Below are 18,915 nucleotides of genomic sequence, written 5' to 3'. Positions count from 1 at the left end.
CGCATCGCGCATCACGCTTATTCTGTTGTTAGAAACCAAAAAAGGCACTGTTAGTCAGTGCCTTTTTGTTATTTAAAATCTGGAAGACGTTAGAATTCGCACTCAGCTTTGAACACCATGCGCTCTTTGCTGTATGGATGATCCAGCTCTAGCATCTCAGCATGCAGGTGTAAGCGATTCGCTTTTTCGCCGTATAAACCATCACCAACCATTGGCATGTTTAACCCCATGTGATGAGCACTGTGTACACGTAGTTGGTGAGTTCGCCCGGTTTTCGGATACATGTATACCTTGCTGCGTCCATCTTTGACTTCAATCAGTTGCCAGTAGGTTTCTGCATGTTTCCCGTGTTCAAAACACACCAGTTGACGTGGGCGGTCGTCGGGGTCACCACGCATTGGCAGTGAAATTTCCCCTTCCGGCTCGTTCAATACGCCTTCGAGCAGGGCCATATAACGTTTTTGTACGCCGCGAGCCATAAACTGTTTTTGCAGACTTTTGTTCGCGCGCTTAGTTAAGGCAAACGCCAAAATGCCAGAGGTTGCCATGTCGAGGCGATGAATCACAAACGGCCCTTCCACATCAGGGAACATCGCTTGTAGGCGAGTATAAGCAGAGTCTTTGATGGTTTTACCCGGCACTGAAAGTAAGCCCGAGGGCTTGTTGACGACGACCATAGCGTCGTCTTGGTAGATTATCTCTAGCTCTTTGTCTTCTGCCCAATTCTCCGCCAATGGGTTAGGTTCGACATCCAGTCCTTGCATCATATGGCCCAAAATCGGCTGACATTTGCTGTTGCACGATGGGTAGAATTTTTTGTGTTGGCGAACTTCAGACTTTGGCGAAACACCCCACCAAAATTCTGCCAACGCCAGCGGTTTGAATTCGTGTTTAAACGCGTATTGGATCAGTTTTGGCGCAGCACATTCCCCTGCACCTGCTGGTGGTATTGGGTTTGTGGTGTCCGCAAAAATGTCCACCAAGTCGCGTGCTTCGCCATGGCTGTTTAGGAAGCGGTATTGTTTATGCAGTTTGTGCTGTAAAGCGTTGGAGAGTGTCTTGCGCTGCTCTTTCAGGTGAGCAAGTTGCTGCTCTAACTCGGCCAATCGCGCTTCTTTGATTGCAAGCTTTTCATCCCACGCTTGCTTTAAGTATTTGAGAACGTTTTTCTCGGCGACACTTTGCTTACCCAACTCATTCAACAAGATTTTGAGATCATCGGCATTGAGCGTTTGCTCGCCCTGTTGGCGCTGTCGCTTGCGTGCGGCGCGGCCATCAATCATCACTTGGCGCTGTGTTTGCTCTTCTTGCTGATAAGCGGCTCGGTCGGCTTGGATTTGCGCTTTAAGCTCCGCCAATTCCGGATTCGCGGCACAGGTTTTGTACTCCGCATTGGCGGCGTTGATGGCATCTGTCTCTGCGCGGAAGAAGCCTTCATCGGTCAGCATGTCGTATACAGGAGGGACAAATCCTGGAATCAAGTTTTGGTCGGCAATTTTGCCAGAAAACGCACTTAAAAAGCCGAGCTCGCCTTGAGGGCTTTCTACCAGCAATACGCCAAACATTTTACCTCGCCCCGTTTCTTCATTAACCAAACCAAAATCGTGTTCGAAGTCGGTTTGCGCTAATAAGTGCTGCTGCAATTGCTTTGCGGCCATAACGCAAAGAGGATGCGGCGTGTAGTAGAACGGAAACGTAAACTGCGTTGGTAGTTCATAGTCAGAAGTATCAGCAGTAAAACGAGTAAAACAATGTTCAGGCGAGTGCATGGTGGGTATCCGCGCGAGTAAAAATTCGAGCGAGGATTGTACCTGTTTGAGTCAGGATTGCCATGTCGGTGTTGGCACTCGCTCTTGGATTAAGAACAAGAGCGAGTGGGGAAGAGCTTATTGCAGTTTTTGTAATGCAAGCTTCCACTGCGCCGGTTTGTCGTAGTAGGTCGAGTGCGGCAAGGTCAAGTACTCGCCATTTACTTCTGCAATTAGGGTTGGATAACCACCAACGTGTAACTGGCGCATCAACTGTCGGCTAGAGCGAATTCTCTCGTTTAGTTCGGCTTCGCTTAACGTCATGTTTTGCTCCCACACATCGTTTGCTAAACCTAGCGATTCTGCAATGGCTTTGAGCGTCGATGCTTCATTCACTTTTAACCCGAGCTGGTAATGCGCGGATTGGATGGCCTTTAGCATGTGCCATGGATTCAGCCCCATTTTCTCCGCACTCAAGATCGCTTGTGTTGGTAGGTAAGAATCAAGAACAAACGTATCTTCGCTTTTCACGCGTTGCAGATATGCTTCACCAAACGTTGCTCCGGTTTCGGTTGCGATACGAGCGTCACTGTTGATGATGTGCTGACGAAATTCAGATTCAATCGCGCGTTTCTCAATCATGCCGCCGGGATGAAGCTCTACCTTAAATTGAGAGGTGTCCATCAAGGCTTCGATGAGTGGTGATGCCCCGTAGCACCAACCACACATGGGATCGAAGAAGTAATGCACGGTTACCATGACATTTCACCAGTATGCACTTTCGCACCGATTTCTAGCGCGATTGGCAATTGAGCTTCTGGGTATTTCGCTGACATGGTGTCAATGAGTTGAACGCTGTTATTGCTGTGTTTTTTCGCTTGCTGAAAATCCTGCAAGTATTGTTGCGAGTAGCGAATGGTGTCTGCGTTCAGCTTTGTGCCTGCTTTCATGTGACCAGGAATGACCACTTGAGGTTTAAGCGCAAGCATCTCGCTAAGTTGTTGCTCCCAAGCATTGATGGCGGTTTGGTCAGCGGCATCGGCCATCCACAAATGTACGTTTGAGTACACGGCTACGTTACCTAGAATCGCTTTGTTATCTGGAATCCATAGGTAAGGGCGGTGTGCTGATGTGCCATGGTTACCACGAATTTCAATCTTATGACCTTCTAGCTCTAATGATGCTTTATCGTACGCGACAGGGATCACTGGTTTTACCGGTGCGTTTGCGCCCAGCTTTGGTCCCCAGTACGCCAGCTTTCCAGCCAATTTCTCTTGAATAATTTTTTGAACCGCAGGCGTTGCGATGATCTGCGCATCAGGGAACTGTTGGTGTAGGGCCTCTGCGCCAAAGTAGTAGTCTGGGTCCGCTTGGCTGATAAAAATGGTTTTAAGCGTTTTGCCTGAGTCCAACACTTTGGCGGCAATGCGCATCGCGTCAGCTTTGGTGAAGCCAGTGTCGATGACCATGGCGTCAGTCTCACCGTATACCAAGGTTGAGTTAACGTGGAAGCTGTTACCGTCGGCGTTGTAAACCTCAAGAGTAAGGGGAGAGTGGTTTGCCGCTAGGACAGGGCTTGCCATTAAAACGGATGCAGCAATCAAAGTGAATTTTTTCATAATAAGCTCCTAAAGAATTTGGGGCCAAGCGACGATGGCTTGGGAACGGGAGCTATATTAGGAAATTGATACGCTCGGAAAAATACACAATAATGTGCATCACTATTTCTTATTTCGAGCAAATGTATGGACAGAGTAACGGCAGCAAAAGTATTTGTGGATGTGGTGTATTCTGGCAGTTTTACTGCGACCGCAGAGCGGTTAGACATGTCTCGGCCTATGGTGACTCGTTATGTAGAGGCGATGGAGAACTGGCTGCAAACTCGTTTGTTGCACCGCACCACGCGCAAGGTGTCGCTCACCACCGCAGGGGAGCGCAGCTTGCCTCAGATTGAGCGCTGGTTAAAACAGGCCGATACGTTGACGTCGAACATTGCCGTTGATGGTGAGCTGTCCGGAAAAATCCGTCTCGCGTCTAGCACTTCATTTGGATTCTCACAGTTGATCCCAGCTGTAAACAGTTTTATGCAAAAGCACCCCAAAGTGCATATCGACATAGATCTGCAAGATTCAGTGAGTGATCTAACCGAGCAACGTATCGATCTGGCAATCCGAATTGCGTCAGATCCCGATCCTTCTTTGATTGGTAAGCCGATTGCGGTGTGTGAATCGGTGTTGGTGGCATCGCCACAATACTTGCAAACTCACCACGCGATCGCGCATCCGCGAGATTTATCTTCACACGACTGTTTGGGTTACAAAAACTTTGAGCGTCACGTGTGGCATTTGTCTCAGGGCGACCAGTTCGAATCAGTGGGAATTGAGTGTCGCCTAACCAGCAATGAGGCCACGGCGTTATTGCATGGCGCGTTACAAGGCATGGGTATTTCGATGCTGCCAACCTATTTGAGCAATATCTATCTGCAATCGGGTCAGCTTGAGTCGGTGTTGCCGAATTGGAAGCCAAATGATCTCAACATTTATGCGCTGTATTCATCGCGTAAACACTTGTCTCCTGCGGTGAGAGCCTTCATCGATCACAGTGAAGATTACTTTAAACTGCACCCTTGGTAATCGCGAAAGGCGTCGTTATCCCGACTTGAGATTCATACAAGATCCTGTACCTTACATGGATATATTTTTCGCAGCGTCATTTAGAGTTTTAGTTAATGTCACAAGTTCGCATCAAATTTATTGCTTCCGATATGGATGGCACTTTGCTTGACCAATACGGTCGTTTGGATCCAGAGTTTTTCGACCTGTTTTTGCAACTGGAAGAGCAAGGCATTTTGTTCTCCGCTGCGTCTGGTCGTCAGTATTACAGTCTGCGAGACACGTTCGCGCCAATCAAAGATCGAGTGTTGTATGTGGCCGAAAACGGCACCTTGGTGATGTACCAAGACAAAGAGCTCTACAGTTGCACCATTCCTAAAGCGGAAGTGGCGGAGATTGTGCAAGCGGCTCGTGAAATTGACGGAGCGAACATCGTATTGTGTGGCAAGCGCTCGGCGTACATCGAAACGCATGATCAGCAATCACTGGAAGAGTTTCAAAAGTACTACCACCGCTGTGAATATGTGCCGGATTTGCTTGAGGTCGAAGACGAGTTCATCAAGGTAGCGATTTGTCACTTTGACGGTTCGGAAGAGCTCCTGTTCCCGACCATGAACACGAAGTTTGGCGCAACGCATAAAGTTGTAGTGAGCGCAAAAATTTGGCTGGATGTGATGAATGCCGAGGCGTCTAAAGGTGCGGCCATTCAGCATCTTCAAGAGACGATGAATTTTACTCCGGCAGAAACTATGACGTTTGGTGACTACCTCAATGACCTCGAAATGCTGCAAGTCAGTGAGCATTCGTACGCGGTTGCCAACGCGCACGAAGAGATTAAGAAAATTGCTCGTTATTCTGCGCCAAGCAACCAAGAGGCTGGGGTACTCAAAGTGATTAAAGAGAAAGTATTAGCGAAGTAACGCTCATTCTTTCGATGTTATTTTCTTCTTCACGTAAAAAGCCCCGCAGTGTATGCGGGGCTTTGTTTTTTGGGGGGAGTAAGGTTCCCGTTTTAGCGTACGTACTTGGCGGTTGCACTGACTAAAAAGTGTTGCAATTTCCCGTCTGATTTTGGCACCCACAAGTCGTTATGATAATGGTAAATACGGCCATTGACGGTCACAGACAAGGTATTATCATCCGTTTTCTCCATGCGAATAAACTGATCCGAAGTGACCAAAAACGGCTCTTGCTCTTCAATGCTCTGACCCGTTGCCAATACGAAGTAGCCGAATCGGTTACCAGCATCCGGATCGGTTGAGTAGATTCGATGTCCAACGAGGCTGTAGTCGTCGTTGAGTGCCTGCTCAAGCGTTTTTTGCCCGATGGTTTCGTGCGATGGGATAAATACCCAAGCCAACACACCTGCCGCAATGACTGCCAGTAGAAGCAATACTTGCATGAACTTTCTCATCATAAATACCGTTTAACGTTGAAATTTCATTTTGTACATGCGCTTATCCGCTATGCTGATAAGAAAGTCAACATTATCGCTGTCACTTGGGTAGTGCGCGACGCCAATACTGGTCGACAGTGACGATACGTTGTTTGCGTTCAGAACCGGAGTATCAAACACGGAATGGATGTGTTTTTTCGCCTCCTCTGCATCGACGTCTGAGGACTCAATCACGACAGCAAACTCGTCTCCACCCATCCGATAGGTACTGAAGCTATCAATATTCATGTCTTTCAATCGCTTGGCAATTTCGCACAACACTGTATCACCAGCTTGGTGGCCGTACGTGTCATTCACGTTTTTGAACCCGTTTAGATCCAACAGACACAAAGAAAAAGCCGTTCGGTTGCGAGTGTTATTTCTCAACGTGACAAACAGAGCATTACGGTTGCCAAGGCCAGTAAGGGGGTCACTCAACGCCAGCTTACGATGGAAGTGCGATTCTCTGTAGAAGAAGTAAGTCAGCGACAAAATCGACAAGACGAAAGTGGCAAACAGCATGTATTGCGCTTTCATCAATCGTTGGCTTTCATCTTTTTGTGTCTCGTACACTTGGCTGGTTAAGCGAAAGTTCTGGTTCACAAACTCCACTAAGTTTAAATACAGCGTTTGAGTGGCGCGATAAAACTGAGCTGCCGCTTGGCTGTCGCCGGTTTTGGCTTCCACCAACAGTGGTTCTAACTCTTTAAACTCATTAAACAGTTGCAAAAAATATTGCTGAATGTGATTGCGAGAAAAAAAGGTGTAGACGTCTTTACTATTTATTAATAAATCAAAACGGCTCCAAGCAAGCTCATACTGAAGTTCTGCACCTTCTATTTTTAAAACATTTTCGTCCAGTCGACGAGCTTCACTGACGAGCTCAGAAAGTTCTTTCGATAACTGGAATAAAAACCATGTCGCTTGTTTTTGCTCATCAGTAAAACTTTGCGCTAAGACCCGAGTTTGTTGGAGCAATATGACATTTGCGAGCAATAAAGAAGTGGCAAAAACCAAAAGGAGCATTTTGCTGGTCGTCGAATAATTTTTTTGTTTAATTGGGTAAGCTTCTGATAACTTCATTATTTTTGTTTTATTTTCATCTCATTAACTTGCCACACCATTTGGGCATGATATTCATTGTGATCCAATTCAGGATATTGACTGAGAGGGTATATCACCCAGTAAGGGCCTTTATTTCTCACTTTGATGTAATGATGATCTTGCTGGTACGCCAAAATTGGCTGATAACGAACAATATCTTTGCGAGATAAGGTGGAGTGATAGTTGTTTAAACTGCCGATATCGACTTGCTCTGGAATGCTTCCATAAACATGAGTCAGCAGCGTGCTGAGCTTTACACCAAGAAACTCTGAAGATTGTTGAATCCAAGGTAAATCAGTGGTGTAGCTGGTGGTTGGGAGAGATTGAAGCTCTTCCAGTTTAAGTGTGACGCTAGGTTGCTGAGGACTACTAAAAGTAATGGAATTGGCAGAAAGGAATGGTGCGAACAGCAGCAAACTGAGTGATACAATTTTTTTCATCATACGCCCTTTTGTTTTTTATTCTTTTTACCGAGCTAGAACAAAAAGTTGCTAGCGGTAAATTATTTATGATTTTAATGACAAAGCCAACCGTATGAGATTTTATAATATGTTATGTTTGAAAAGTAACTGTAGGTTTACTTCACGTCAAGGTTCTTTAGTGACTTCTTAATTAAAAGGTCATTAAAAAGAAATTATTATCGAGTTATATGACGATTTAACGTCATTTAGCCGAATTTCAATGAAAATCCATACCATTCTCACTTAATGAACTCTCGCTCAGAACTAAGATTGAATTTAAGATTTAAATAATGAGCTCAACATGTTTGGTGTGCGTTGGGTTTTATTGGAATAATTGCACTTATTTATTAAATACGTCATACAATAAAGCCACCTAATTTGGTGGCTTTATTTTTATATATCATCAAGTTATTTTTATTGTTATTTACGCAAATAAATATTTTGCGTGAAAGTTTAAATGATTGTCTATAAAGCTCGATATAAAGTAATAACTGTGGTCGTAGCCAGATTGCATTCTCAGATTCAATTCTGAACCGTGTTGTTTTGCTGCGGCTAATAAGACTTCCGGTTTGAGTTGCTCACTCAAGAAACCGTCCGCACCGCCTTGATCAACCAAAATTGGTAAGGGTGATTTTTCTTTCTTCAAAAGCTCACTTGCATCGTATTGCTTCCAACTTTCGATATCAGTGCCCAAGTATGCGGTGAATGCTTTTTGTCCCCACGGACACTGCATTGGGTTGCTGATTGGGCTAAATGCTGAAATCGAGCGGTATAGTGTCGGATTCTTAAGGCCAATGGTGAGCGCACCGTGTCCGCCCATGCTGTGACCAGAGATTGATTTCACATCCGATACTGGGAAGTTGGCTTCGATGATGGCTGGCAGCTCTTGCGTGACGTAGTCGTACATATGGTAATGCAGTGACCACGGTGCTTGAGTGGCGTTGAGGTAAAAGCCTGCGCCTTGGCCTAAGTCGTAACTTGCATCATCGGCAACGCCTTCACCACGCGGGCTGGTGTCCGGAGCAATGATGGCAATCCCAAGTTCTGCCGCCATACGAAATGCGCCGGCTTTCTGCATAAAGTTTTCATCGGTGCAGGTTAAGCCCGACAACCAGTATAAAGCGGGTACTGGGTTGGATTTGGTTGCATTCGGCGGCAAGAAAATCGCAAAACGCATGGTGCAGTTCAACGCTTTAGAATCGTGCGTATATTGTTTGTGCCAACCGCCAAACACTTTGGTTTGGCTTACATTTTCAATGGTCATGGATAAACTCTCTAACAACAGAATGAATTCAGGCTCCCCTTACGGAGAGCCTGAGTCAGCATTACTTATCCATATGGATAACGGTACGGATGCTCTTACCTTCGTGCATCAGATCAAATGCTTTGTTTACGTCTTCCAAGCCCATCGTGTGAGTAATGAACTCTTGTAAGCCAAACTCACCCGCCATGTAGCGGTTTACGATTTCTGGAAGCTCAGAGCGACCTTTCACGCCACCGAACGCACTGCCGCGCCATACACGACCCGTAACCAGCTGGAATGGACGAGTTGAGATCTCTTGACCTGCACCCGCAACACCGATGATCACCGACTCACCCCAACCTTTGTGACAGCACTCAAGCGCTTGACGCATTACGTTGACGTTACCGATACATTCGAATGAGTAATCCACACCACCATCCGTCATTTCAACAATCACTTCTTGAATTGGTTTGTCGAATTTTTGTGGGTTGATGACGTCTGTAGCACCAAGTTGTTTAGCTAGGTCGAATTTGCTTTCGTTGATGTCGATACCGATGATGCGGCTTGCACCTGCCATGCGCGCACCGATGATCGCTGAAAGACCGATGCCGCCCAGACCAAAGATCGCAACCGTGTCGCCTTTTTCAACTTTTGCAGTGTTCAGAACCGCGCCCATACCAGTCGTTACGCCACAACCTAGTAGACACACTTCTTCAAGAGGCGCTTGCTTGTTCACTTTGGCTAATGAAATTTCAGGCAGCACTGTGTACTCAGAGAAAGTAGAACAACCCATGTAGTGGAAGATGGTTTCACCGTTGATAGAAAAACGGCTTGTACCATCTGGCATCAGACCTTTACCTTGTGTTTCACGAACGGCCTGACAAAGGTTGGTTTTGCCCGATTTACAGAACTTACACTCGCCACATTCAGCGGTGTAAAGAGGAATCACGTGGTCGCCAACCTCAACGCTGGTAACACCTTCGCCAACCATTTCAACAATACCGCCACCTTCGTGACCAAGAATCGAAGGGAAGATGCCTTCTGGATCGTCGCCTGACAGAGTGAACGCATCAGTATGACAAACACCTGTCGCGACGATGCGCACTAGCACTTCACCCGCTTTAGGAAGCTGTACATCCACTTCTTCCATTTTCAGTGGCTCGCCAGCCGCCCACGCAACCATTGCCTTGGATTTGATGTGAGTTTGACCAGGTTTGATTTCAAGAGTCATTGGATTTTCCTTTATATTCTCAGTATATGGAGTGACGTAATAAGCGTAGTTAAGGTTTGCTTCCTGCGCTGCGTCGTTTTGTTGGTGTCCATTCTAGGTGTTTCAATAAAAATGATAATCCGTCCATTTTGAAAATGATTTTTACATATACGTAATAATGTTAAGGTGAGTGGACAACAAGAGTGTGATGCCTCCTCAAAACAGAAGGGAAAACGGAAAAGGCGATTGACCTGAGGTTAGGTAGAGGGACTAGAGTAGAAAACAATCAACCCATCAGATAAGTAAGAGTGATTATGAATAAGACGGATCTGAACGCCTATTTAACTAAGCTCGGTTTGCCGAGTGAGTTACCCGCCGATTTGGAGTCATTGCACAAGATTCACGTAGCGCAGCACCGTTGCCTGCCGTTTGAGAACTTTGATATTTCGTTGCAGCGTGGCATCTCTGTTGAGATTGAAGACATCATTCAAAAAACCGTGTATCACTCCCGTGGTGGCTACTGCTTTGAACTGAATGGCTTAATGCTCGATGTGCTCAAGACCCTCGGGTTTGAAGCGCGCAGCTTACTTGGGCGTGTTCACGTGATGGGGACGCCGACAGGTCGCAGCCATCAAATCACGTTGGTGACGCTGGATGAACAAGCATGGATTGTCGATGTAGGCTTTGGCTCCAATACGCCGCGCGCGCCATTGCCGTTTATCCTCAACCAAGTGATTCAGACGGATTTACAAACCTTCCGCTTTGTTGAAGATGCCCAGTTTGGTTACTTCCTTCAAGTGTTGTCAACGGACGGAACGGACACGTGGAATAACCTTTATAGCTTCGATTTAGAGTTTGTGTTTGCGGGTGATATCACGTGTGGCAACTTTTTTACCTCCACTTCTCCTCACTCGCGTTTTACCAGCGCAAGAGTCGCGGCGAAAGCAACAGAAAGTGGGTTGGTGACATTGCTTAACTACACACTCAAATACACCAGCGAAGGTGAGCAGACAGAATTGGAGTTAGAGCCAGGCCAAGCCTATCTGGATGCATTGAAAGAATACTTCGGCATTGAGCTTGATGCGCAGTACGGCGATCTTCGTCCGTTGCCTGACGCCTAAAATTCTCACGTTTTCAAAGCGTAGCGCGACGAGAACATTTTCATCACTATTTGTCTAAAAGAGGTCGACAGGAATACAGCATGGCGAATTGGGAAGGGGTCAGCGAATTTGTTGCTGTGGCGGAAACCAACAGTTTTACCGGAGCAGCAGCTAAGCTGAAAACATCGGTGGCACAAATCAGTCGTCGGGTATCGGCACTTGAAGAACGACTTGCGGTGAAATTGCTGCATCGCACGACGCGAAAAGTCTCCCTGTCCGAAGCCGGACAACTCTATTACCAGCAGTGTAAACATTTGGTGGAAGGGTTAGAACTGGCCGAGCTTGCCGTAACGCAAATGCAGACCGAACCGCGCGGTTTACTGCGCGTGACGGCTCCTGTGACGTATGGGGAAATGAACCTCGCGCCGCTTTTGCATCAGTTTTTGGAAAAGTACCCGCGTGTGGATCTTGATTTAGTGCTGACCAACCAAAAGCTGGATTTGATTGAGCAAGGTGTGGACGTAGCGATTCGTCTTGGCCGCTTGCAAGATTCCAGCATGATCGCCAAGCGTCTTTCCTCACGTCAAACCTACGTGTGTGCCAGTCCGATGTACTTGGAGCGTTTCGGTGAGCCACATACGTTGTCGGAATTGGGACGGCATCAGTGCTTGGTTGGCTCGGTCGACTATTGGCACTTTAAGGAAAATAAACGCGATAAATCTTTACGTGTGTCGGGACGGATAAAATGCAACAGCGGTTTTGCTTTGGTGGACGCAGCGAAACGCGGGCTTGGTTTAGTGCAGCTGCCGGATTACTACGTTCAAGAAGCGTTAGATAGTGGTGAGTTAGTCGAAGTACTGACCGATTACCGCGACGATCGCGAAGGCATTTGGGCGCTGTATCCGCAAAGTCGCAATTTGTCGCCAAAAGTGCGGTTATTGATCGACTTTTTGGCGCAAGAGTTGGCGTGATCAGCGCATCAACTGACGCAACGTGACATCCGGAAGCGCGGTCAGTTTTTTACTTTGCACCAAGAACAATTCCGCGCACGCCAAGGCATCACTGGCGGCTGAGTGCGATAAGTACCCCGGCAGGTGATAGTAGCGGCGCAAATCGTCTAACTGATAACTGCTGTGCGCGCCGCTTTTCCCTGCGTAGCTAAACTGCTTTTCGATTTGCAGCGTGTCGACAAAATACGCGGGGAAATCCTCTACTTGGTAGCGAGAGGAAAAATAAGCGTGAATGAAGGCTTTTTCAATGCAGCATCCGTGGGCGAGCACTACTTTTCCTGTGATGCGTTCCAACAACCGATTCATGCCTTCATCCAATGGCAGTCCTTTGGCGAGATCTTGCGGAGTTAAGCCATTAATTTTCGCTGTTTCTGGTTTGATGAATTGTCCATGACAAATGTACCACTCTTTGGAGCTGGCGATATCAATGCCGTCCAGCGTTAGGTCAACTACGCCAATCGATAAGATTTTATCGCCTTGTGCGTCCACGCCTGTGGTTTCAAAGTCCAACGCAACAAAACTCAAATCCCTCAAGGTCGTTGAGTCATCCACCAAAGGCCGTTGAAGATAGTCTTTCAGCACCATTGGCCAATCGTCAATAACGTGAATGGCTTGGCGTTTTTGCTCAGGAGAGAGCGGCGTTTCCCACCGCTTAAACCAACGTTTAATCATGGTTACGCCCCTTTCACAAACTTCAGTTTCGCGACATCTTGCAGCTCACTGATGATCTTAAATGCATCTTTTAAGTGCTTGCGTTCAAAGCTACTGAAATCATCGGGTGCGATGTGGTTGTCAGGTGTGGTGCCTGCCAGAATCGCATTGAGTTGATGACGGAAACGTACCTGAGTAATAAAGCGATAAGCGCCAATGATGTTTTCAACACTGTCTTTCGACAATGTTCCGTGCTGGGCTGCGTAGCGAAAACGCTCTTCTGTGCCAGTTAACGAGCCGCCAGCGGCAAGACTGAAAATACGCGCCAGATCGATGATCAGATTCAAGGCGTACTTTTTGATGTTTAACGTGTTGCTGTTTTCCCCACCTTTTTCCAACACCAAATTGTTGAAAATGCCAAGTGGCGGCTGAGTGTCAATCGCATCGCGCACCAAAGCCGGAATAAAGCTCGGGCTCTTTTGAATGCAATCATGCAAGTGTTGTTGGATTTGGTCGACAAACTCGCGGTTGCCGTGAATGGCACGCACTTCAAGGAATACGCTAATGCTCAATAATTTGTTGTATTCTGGGCTGGCCACCCATTTCTGATAGTACTCTTTCCAACGACGAATTGGCTGACACCACTTTGGTGACGCTGCCATGTACTTGCCGTCACAAAGCGGATAACCGCACGCCGCTAAACCATTACACACCCGCATGGCAAGGTGAGTGAAGTACAGTTTATGTTCTTCGGTGGCGTCATCGGAAAGCACAATCGCACTGTCTTGGTCTGACAGCATGTGCACTTCGTTACGGGCGTGAGAGCCTGCAACCAACCACGCGTAATCACATGGCGGTGGGCCCAACAGTTCTTCATTGAGCTGGATGATGCGGCGCGTGAAAGCGTCCATGATCATCGACATCACTCGACCCTGAATTTCCGCACTCACACCGCTTTCCACCAACGCTTGGAAAATGGTTTGACGTTCTTCTTTCAACGCCGCCAGCGCGTTGAGTGAACTCGCGTATTTGATTTTCTCAATTAAGAACAAAGACTGCGTGCGGTGGTTATGCACTAAATGTGTTGTCGTTAGAAGTCCTTTCACTTGCTTACCATGTACCACGGGCAAACAGCGAATGTTGTATTGCAGCATCAAGGAAATGGCTTGAATCACTTTAGCATCGTCTTCGATCAACACGGGGTTTGGCGTCATCACGTCGGCAATGGGTTGATTGGTATCCATGTCTTGCGCGACGACCGATTTCGTCATATCTCGGTCGGTGACTAAGCCAATAATTTCGCCTTCTTTCATCACAACGGCACAGGAGCTGCGTTGTTTGCCGCACATGGTTTGCGCCACACTGCGGATAGAGTCGTTCACATCGACAATCGCAATGTTTTCGCTGGCGATCTCGCCAACAGTACGAAAGAACAGCCCTTTTTCTTCTTTCCGACAAACGTACTTCACCGCAGAACTCAAGCGCACATTGGCTTGGGCGGCAAAATAGTCGGCAAATTCTGGGTGTTCTTCGCTGACCAGTTTTAGCTCAGAATGGGGGATCAAATAGAGCAATGAATCTTCAATCGCTTCCGCTTGGTAACCATCTTCGGCATTTTCGAGTGGGTCGAGGAAAGTAAAACCAAATTGGTCATCTTGCCCAAGGCGTGCACGCAGTTCGCCATTAGGCGTGCGCTGTTCAATGGCACCGGTTCGGATGATGTAGAGGTAACGTTGATCGCACAAGGCGCTAAAACCGATGGTTTCACCCCTCACGAGGTACTTGACCTTGACGGAGTTCGCGATGCTTTCAACCACAGGTTCTGGCAGTTTATCAAAGGGGTCAATTTTGATTAAAAAGTCGAAGATGTTTGGAGTGACGGATGTGCCCATGGTTTACCTCTAAAATGAACCGGTGTTTCAACATTGTTCTAAGTGGCAAAAAAAGCAGCCTCGCGGCTGCCTATTGTTTCTGATTATGCCGGGTAATCGTGGTAACCCAATTGCTCAGAAATGTTTTTACCTGCTTGATGCAGTAAGCCGACGTAATATTCCATTCTCTCTTCATCGAAACGGATGGTTGGGAATGAGATAGACAAGCCAGCAATGATTTGACCAAAGCGGTCATAAATCGGCGCAGCGATACAACGAAGACCTGGTTCTTGCTCTTCGTTATCTTCTGCATAGTGGAAATCGCGCACTTTCGCCAATTCTTCTAGCACTTGATCGGTGTTTTCCAATGTTTTTTCTGTGTGCTTAATGAACTCGACATCGCTCAATACGTCACGAACGAAGCTCTCGTCGCGCTCAGAAAGCAGCACTTTACCAATCGCAGTACTGTAGAGCGGATTGCGACGACCGATGCGCGATTGCATGCGTAGGTTGTAGCCAGAGTCGATTTTGTGGATGTAAATGATGGCATTTTCATCCAGCGCACCAAGGTGCAAGGCTTCGTTGGTTTGTTCTGAAATGTGGCGCATTTCTTTGTCGGCCAGTTCGATCAGATCGACGTACTCAAGCGATTTTGCGCCTAACTCGAACAGCTTAAGTGTTAGAGAGTACTTATCCGCTTCGCCTTCTTGAGACACGTAACCGAGCGATTTCATGGTTTGCAGAAAACGGTAAGTAGTCGCTTTCGACATCATTAGACGTTGTGAAAGCTCTGAAACGCCGATGGCTTTCTGTTCACCAAGTGCTTGAAGAATATGAAAAACCTTAAGTACTGACGAAACCGCTTCAGGCTGAGTCGACTTTTCCATTGTTGCCCCTTTCATTCTTAGTTTTCTGCATTATATCGCTGAAAAATTTAAGAACCAGTATTTTTAAAATGCCTTTTCAAAAATTTGAAACCGCGCAATTAAAGAATCCAGAAAAACAAGATCGCAATCAATATTTTTAAAACGCCTTTTCAAAAAAAATTGCAAACAGTTTCTTTTTGGGTCAGGATGAATGCATACAAAGTGACATGGCCAAGACGCCAAATCACGACATTACCTACTATTGAGGAAAACGACATGATTCTTGATTCATTTAACCTTGAGGGAAAAGTGGCCATTGTTACTGGTTGTGACACTGGTCTTGGTCAAGGTATGGCGCTTGGTCTAGCAAAAGCGGGCTGTGACATTGTTGGCGTAAACATCAGCGAACCAACAGAAACGATTGAGAAAGTAGAGGCTGAAGGCCGTAAGTTCGTCGATATCCGCGCTAACTTAATGAAACTAGACGACATCCCAACTATCGTTGACCGCGCAGTAACCGAACTTGGTCGCATTGATATCCTAGTGAACAACGCGGGCATCATTCGTCGTAACGACGCCATCGAGTTTTCTGAGCAAGATTGGGATGACGTAATGAACATCAACGTGAAGTCTGTGTTCTTTATGTCTCAAGCGGTTGCAAAACAGTTCATCGCGCAAGGTGAAGGCGGCAAGATCATCAACATCGCATCAATGCTTTCTTTCCAAGGCGGTATTCGCGTGCCTTCTTACACTGCGTCTAAAAGTGGCGTAATGGGTGTGACTCGCCTAATGGCAAACGAATGGGCAAGCCACGGCATCAACGTAAACGCGATTGCTCCGGGTTACATGGCAACCAACAACACGGCGGCATTGCGTGCCGATGAACAGCGCAACAAAGAAATCGTAGACCGTATTCCTGCTGCTCGTTGGGGTACGCCAGAAGATCTAGCTGGCCCTTGTGTATTCCTAGCGTCTAAAGCTGCGGATTACATCAACGGCTACACCATCGCAGTAGATGGTGGCTGGCTAGCGCGCTAATCGAGTTGCGAGAAGGTGATGGTGGATACCACGATATTAGCGCAAGCTTTAGGGTTTATTAGTTTTGGTTTGGGATTCTCCGTCTTCTACCAGAAGAATGACAGGCACCTAAAAATCTTGATGCTGATTTTTAACCTCAATCATCTTCTCCACTTTTTATTGCTGGGTTCGATGGTCTCTGCGCTGAGCGCATTGCTGTCGGCGCTCAGAACGACCACGGCGATTTTTGTCTCGTCGAAACGAGTCGCTGCTGTCTTTATTGTGATCAGTTTAGTCAGTGGCTTTTGGGTAGCAGAGCAATGGCGTGATTTATGGCCGATTATCGGGACGGTGATTGGTACATACTCGGTGTTCTGCTTGTCAGGGATCAGGATGCGCATTGGCTTTTTGCTCGGCGCGTCTTGCTGGCTAACCAATAATATTCTGGTGGGTTCCATTGGTGGAACGCTGTTAGAAATGACCGTGATCGTGATGAATTTATTGACGATTTATCGCTTACATCGTCAGCAATCAGAATCCATGATTAATCAATCAAGTTATTAGGTGAACCATGTTCGTATTTAACCAAGACATTCCGATGGAAGATCTCGGCGAGGGGATTTCACGCAAAGTACTGGCACACAGCGACAACATGATGTCGGTAGAAGTGCACTTTGAAGAAGGTGCAATTGGTGCGATGCACTCACACCCGCACGAGCAGCTGACTTACGTGCTTTCTGGTGAGTTTGAATTCACCATCGGTGATGAGAAAAAAATCGTCAAAACGGGCGATACTATGTACAAAGAACCAAACATTGAGCATGGCTGCGTTTGTCTGAAAGCGGGTGTACTTATCGATACTTTCACCCCAATGCGCAAAGATTTTGTTTAAGAATTGAAATTTGAATGCGGAGTTTCCGCAGGAGTAACACATGAAAATTGCACTAATGATGGAAAACAGCCAAGCAGCGAAAAACGCAATGGTGGCTGGCGAGCTTAACTCTGTAGCAGGTGGCCTTGGTCACGATGTTTTCAATGTTGGTATGACGGATGAAAACGACCATCACCTAACTTACATTCACCTAGGTATCATGGCGAGCATTCTGCTGAACTCAAAAGCTGTGGACTTCGTGGTAACTGGTTGTGGTACTGGCCAAGGTGCATTGATGTCTTGCAACCTACACCCTGGCGTTGTTTGTGGTTACTGCCTAGAGCCATCAGACGCGTTCCTGTTCAACCAAATCAATAACGGCAACGCGATTTCTCTAGCATTTGCGAAAGGTTTTGGTTGGGCGGGTGAATTGAACGTTCGTTACATCTTCGAAAAAGCGTTCACAGGCAAGCGCGGCGAAGGTTACCCAATTGAGCGAGCAGCACCTCAGCAAGCGAACGCAGCTATCCTAAACAACGTGAAATCAGCGGTAGCAAAAGACGTGGTTGAAGGTCTACGTGCTATCGACCAAGAGCTAGTGAAAACTGCAGTAGGCAGCACGCAATTCCAAGAGTGTTTCTTCGCGCACTGCCAAGTACCTGAAATTGCAGAATATGTGAAGTCGCTACTAGACTAAGCACTCATTTTATCGGGAAATAGGTTAAGGCCAGCCATTGTGCTGGCTTTTTTTGTTTTTAAGCCGGAGAAAATGCCATGCACGTTGCGCCGATTACTTCACTACAGACTTGGTTTCCTGAGCATCCCGTTTTGCCTTTGTGGTCTGAGCCTCAAATCCCCTCCCATCTGGTGCAAAGTTATCAAGAAAGAAATCCGAACGAGTTGTTACCAGATCGCGCTGTGTTTGACATCACGCATCCCGAAATTGTCGTGTTTGAACCAGAGCAATCCAACGGGATGGGTATTTTATTGATGCCCGGTGGCGGTTATCAGCGAGTCTCGGTGGATAAAGAAGGGGCGGACAGCGCACACGTGTTGAACCAAGCAGGTTTTACCGTGTTTGTGATGACCTATCGCATGCCAAACGAAGGGCACGAATTTGGATCTTGGACGCCACTGGCGGACGCGCAGCGAGCAATGCGTTTGGTGCGTCGGTTGCCTTTGGCGTCTCACTTATCATCGATTGGTGTTTTAGGTTTCTCGGCTGGAGGACACGTTGCAGCGAGCTTAGCGACGAATCACGCATTGGATATTTATCCTCTTCAAGATGAGGCGGAGCGTGTATCTGCCAAGCCCGATTTTTGCGCTTTGATGTACCCGGTGATCAGTATGAATACCGACATCGCGCACATGGGCTCGCGTGCCGAGTTACTGGCTAATTTGGAACGTGAATCTGACCTTCTCCGATTCTCGCTAGAAAAACAGGTGACGTCAGACATGCCGCCTTGTTTTCTTTTACATGCCAGTGACGATACTGCTGTGAGTGTGGAAAACAGCGTCGTGTTTTGGCAAGCACTTCGCCAGCACGAAATCTCGACCGAAATGCACTTGTTTGAGCAAGGTAAACACGGTTTTGGCATTCGCGATGCACAAGGTTTGCCTGTCGCGGCGTGGCCGCAATTGCTCGCTGCATGGCTAAAAAATCTGGCCGAGAAAGCACGCAGATAGATCAAGTTCACGAAATAAATGAACCGTCGT

20 protein-coding genes are annotated in these 18,915 nt (G+C 47.1%); 9 read left to right on the top strand and 11 right to left on the bottom strand.

Features of this window, described 5'->3' with window-relative positions; translation table 11 throughout:
• Positions 1 to 89: 89 nt before the first annotated feature.
• From OU793_RS18580 to OU793_RS18570, 3 genes are all read right to left on the bottom strand, one after another.
• Positions 90 to 1,769 (bottom strand): pseudouridine synthase, encoded by a 1,680-nt coding sequence (locus OU793_RS18580; protein ID WP_159404252.1) that lies wholly within the window; start codon positions 1,767 to 1,769, stop codon positions 90 to 92.
• A gap of 117 nt (positions 1,770 to 1,886) precedes the next feature.
• Positions 1,887 to 2,507 (bottom strand): DsbA family protein, encoded by a 621-nt coding sequence (locus tag OU793_RS18575; protein WP_159404253.1) that lies wholly within the window; start codon positions 2,505 to 2,507, stop codon positions 1,887 to 1,889.
• Positions 2,501 to 3,367, bottom strand: coding sequence for an MBL fold metallo-hydrolase (locus tag OU793_RS18570; protein WP_021450395.1), 867 nt, complete (start codon positions 3,365 to 3,367; stop codon positions 2,501 to 2,503). The genes OU793_RS18575 and OU793_RS18570 overlap by 7 nt, the downstream gene beginning before the upstream one ends.
• Positions 3,368 to 3,493: 126 nt before the next feature.
• Here OU793_RS18570 and OU793_RS18565 point away from each other — a divergent pair, with 126 nt between their 5' ends.
• Both OU793_RS18565 and OU793_RS18560 read left to right on the top strand, forming a co-directional pair.
• Complete coding sequence (locus OU793_RS18565; protein ID WP_020841638.1) at positions 3,494 to 4,381, top strand: LysR family transcriptional regulator; 888 nt, start codon at positions 3,494 to 3,496, stop codon at positions 4,379 to 4,381.
• 95 nt (positions 4,382 to 4,476) lie between these two features.
• Entirely contained in the window at positions 4,477 to 5,280 is an 804-nt protein-coding gene (locus OU793_RS18560) for an HAD family hydrolase (protein ID WP_159404254.1), read from the top strand.
• Between the two features lie 92 nt (positions 5,281 to 5,372).
• Here the strand turns inward: OU793_RS18560 and OU793_RS18555 are convergent, their stop codons facing one another.
• The 5 genes from OU793_RS18555 to OU793_RS18535 all read right to left on the bottom strand — a co-directional run bounded on the left by OU793_RS18555 (position 5,373) and on the right by OU793_RS18535 (position 9,834).
• Positions 5,373 to 5,762, bottom strand: coding sequence for a hypothetical protein (locus OU793_RS18555; protein WP_236578058.1), 390 nt, complete (start codon positions 5,760 to 5,762; stop codon positions 5,373 to 5,375).
• A gap of 24 nt (positions 5,763 to 5,786) precedes the next feature.
• Positions 5,787 to 6,878 carry a diguanylate cyclase gene (locus OU793_RS18550; protein WP_005464959.1) on the bottom strand — a complete coding sequence of 364 codons (1,092 nt, stop codon included), beginning with the start codon at positions 6,876 to 6,878 and terminating at the stop codon, positions 5,787 to 5,789.
• On the bottom strand, positions 6,878 to 7,339 hold the full coding sequence (locus tag OU793_RS18545; protein ID WP_005482833.1) for an oxidoreductase: 462 nt from the start codon (positions 7,337 to 7,339) through the stop codon (positions 6,878 to 6,880). The genes OU793_RS18550 and OU793_RS18545 overlap by 1 nt, the downstream gene beginning before the upstream one ends.
• Positions 7,340 to 7,784: 445 nt before the next feature.
• The gene (gene fghA / locus OU793_RS18540) at positions 7,785 to 8,624 is read right to left on the bottom strand and encodes an S-formylglutathione hydrolase (RefSeq protein ID WP_159404256.1); all 840 of its coding nucleotides are present in this window, start codon (positions 8,622 to 8,624) and stop codon (positions 7,785 to 7,787) included.
• 61 nt (positions 8,625 to 8,685) lie between these two features.
• Entirely contained in the window at positions 8,686 to 9,834 is a 1,149-nt protein-coding gene (locus OU793_RS18535; protein ID WP_005464962.1) for an S-(hydroxymethyl)glutathione dehydrogenase/class III alcohol dehydrogenase, read from the bottom strand.
• Between the two features lie 293 nt (positions 9,835 to 10,127).
• Between OU793_RS18535 and OU793_RS18530 the strand changes: the two genes are divergently transcribed.
• Positions 10,128 to 10,934, top strand: coding sequence for an arylamine N-acetyltransferase (locus tag OU793_RS18530; protein WP_159404257.1), 807 nt, complete (start codon positions 10,128 to 10,130; stop codon positions 10,932 to 10,934).
• An 80-nt stretch (positions 10,935 to 11,014) separates the two neighbouring features.
• Positions 11,015 to 11,884, top strand: a complete 870-nt coding sequence (locus OU793_RS18525) for a LysR family transcriptional regulator (protein ID WP_005464972.1) — start codon at positions 11,015 to 11,017, stop codon at positions 11,882 to 11,884.
• Here the strand turns inward: OU793_RS18525 and OU793_RS18520 are convergent, their stop codons facing one another.
• The 3 genes from OU793_RS18520 to kdgR all read right to left on the bottom strand — a co-directional run bounded on the left by OU793_RS18520 (position 11,885) and on the right by kdgR (position 15,332).
• The gene (locus tag OU793_RS18520; protein WP_021821216.1) at positions 11,885 to 12,595 is read right to left on the bottom strand and encodes an exonuclease domain-containing protein; all 711 of its coding nucleotides are present in this window, start codon (positions 12,593 to 12,595) and stop codon (positions 11,885 to 11,887) included. It abuts the gene before it with no gap.
• A gap of 2 nt (positions 12,596 to 12,597) precedes the next feature.
• Positions 12,598 to 14,466, bottom strand: coding sequence for a DUF294 nucleotidyltransferase-like domain-containing protein (locus OU793_RS18515; RefSeq protein ID WP_005482867.1), 1,869 nt, complete (start codon positions 14,464 to 14,466; stop codon positions 12,598 to 12,600).
• Positions 14,467 to 14,549: 83 nt separating this feature from the next.
• Positions 14,550 to 15,332 (bottom strand): DNA-binding transcriptional regulator KdgR, encoded by a 783-nt coding sequence (gene kdgR, locus OU793_RS18510; RefSeq protein WP_005460804.1) that lies wholly within the window; start codon positions 15,330 to 15,332, stop codon positions 14,550 to 14,552.
• Positions 15,333 to 15,587: 255 nt separating this feature from the next.
• Here kdgR and kduD point away from each other — a divergent pair, with 255 nt between their 5' ends.
• The 5 genes from kduD to OU793_RS18485 all read left to right on the top strand — a co-directional run bounded on the left by kduD (position 15,588) and on the right by OU793_RS18485 (position 18,885).
• On the top strand, positions 15,588 to 16,349 hold the full coding sequence (gene kduD, locus OU793_RS18505; protein WP_005482916.1) for a 2-dehydro-3-deoxy-D-gluconate 5-dehydrogenase KduD: 762 nt from the start codon (positions 15,588 to 15,590) through the stop codon (positions 16,347 to 16,349).
• A gap of 18 nt (positions 16,350 to 16,367) precedes the next feature.
• Positions 16,368 to 16,892, top strand: a complete 525-nt coding sequence (locus OU793_RS18500) for a YgjV family protein (protein ID WP_005497706.1) — start codon at positions 16,368 to 16,370, stop codon at positions 16,890 to 16,892.
• A 7-nt stretch (positions 16,893 to 16,899) separates the two neighbouring features.
• A complete protein-coding gene (locus OU793_RS18495) occupies positions 16,900 to 17,220 on the top strand; it encodes a cupin domain-containing protein (RefSeq protein ID WP_005467181.1) in 321 nt (106 codons plus the stop codon).
• A 40-nt stretch (positions 17,221 to 17,260) separates the two neighbouring features.
• On the top strand, positions 17,261 to 17,896 hold the full coding sequence (locus OU793_RS18490) for an RpiB/LacA/LacB family sugar-phosphate isomerase (RefSeq protein WP_005460779.1): 636 nt from the start codon (positions 17,261 to 17,263) through the stop codon (positions 17,894 to 17,896).
• Positions 17,897 to 17,973: 77 nt separating this feature from the next.
• A complete protein-coding gene (locus tag OU793_RS18485) occupies positions 17,974 to 18,885 on the top strand; it encodes an alpha/beta hydrolase (protein WP_159404258.1) in 912 nt (303 codons plus the stop codon).
• Positions 18,886 to 18,915: the final 30 nt, after the last annotated feature.

This window comes from Vibrio sp. VP6 (assembly GCF_028823755.1).
Taxonomy (GTDB): Bacteria; Pseudomonadota; Gammaproteobacteria; order Enterobacterales; family Vibrionaceae; genus Vibrio; species Vibrio parahaemolyticus.
The sequence above is the reverse complement of the archived record's forward strand: the minus strand, read 5'-3'. Positions and strand labels throughout refer to the sequence as shown.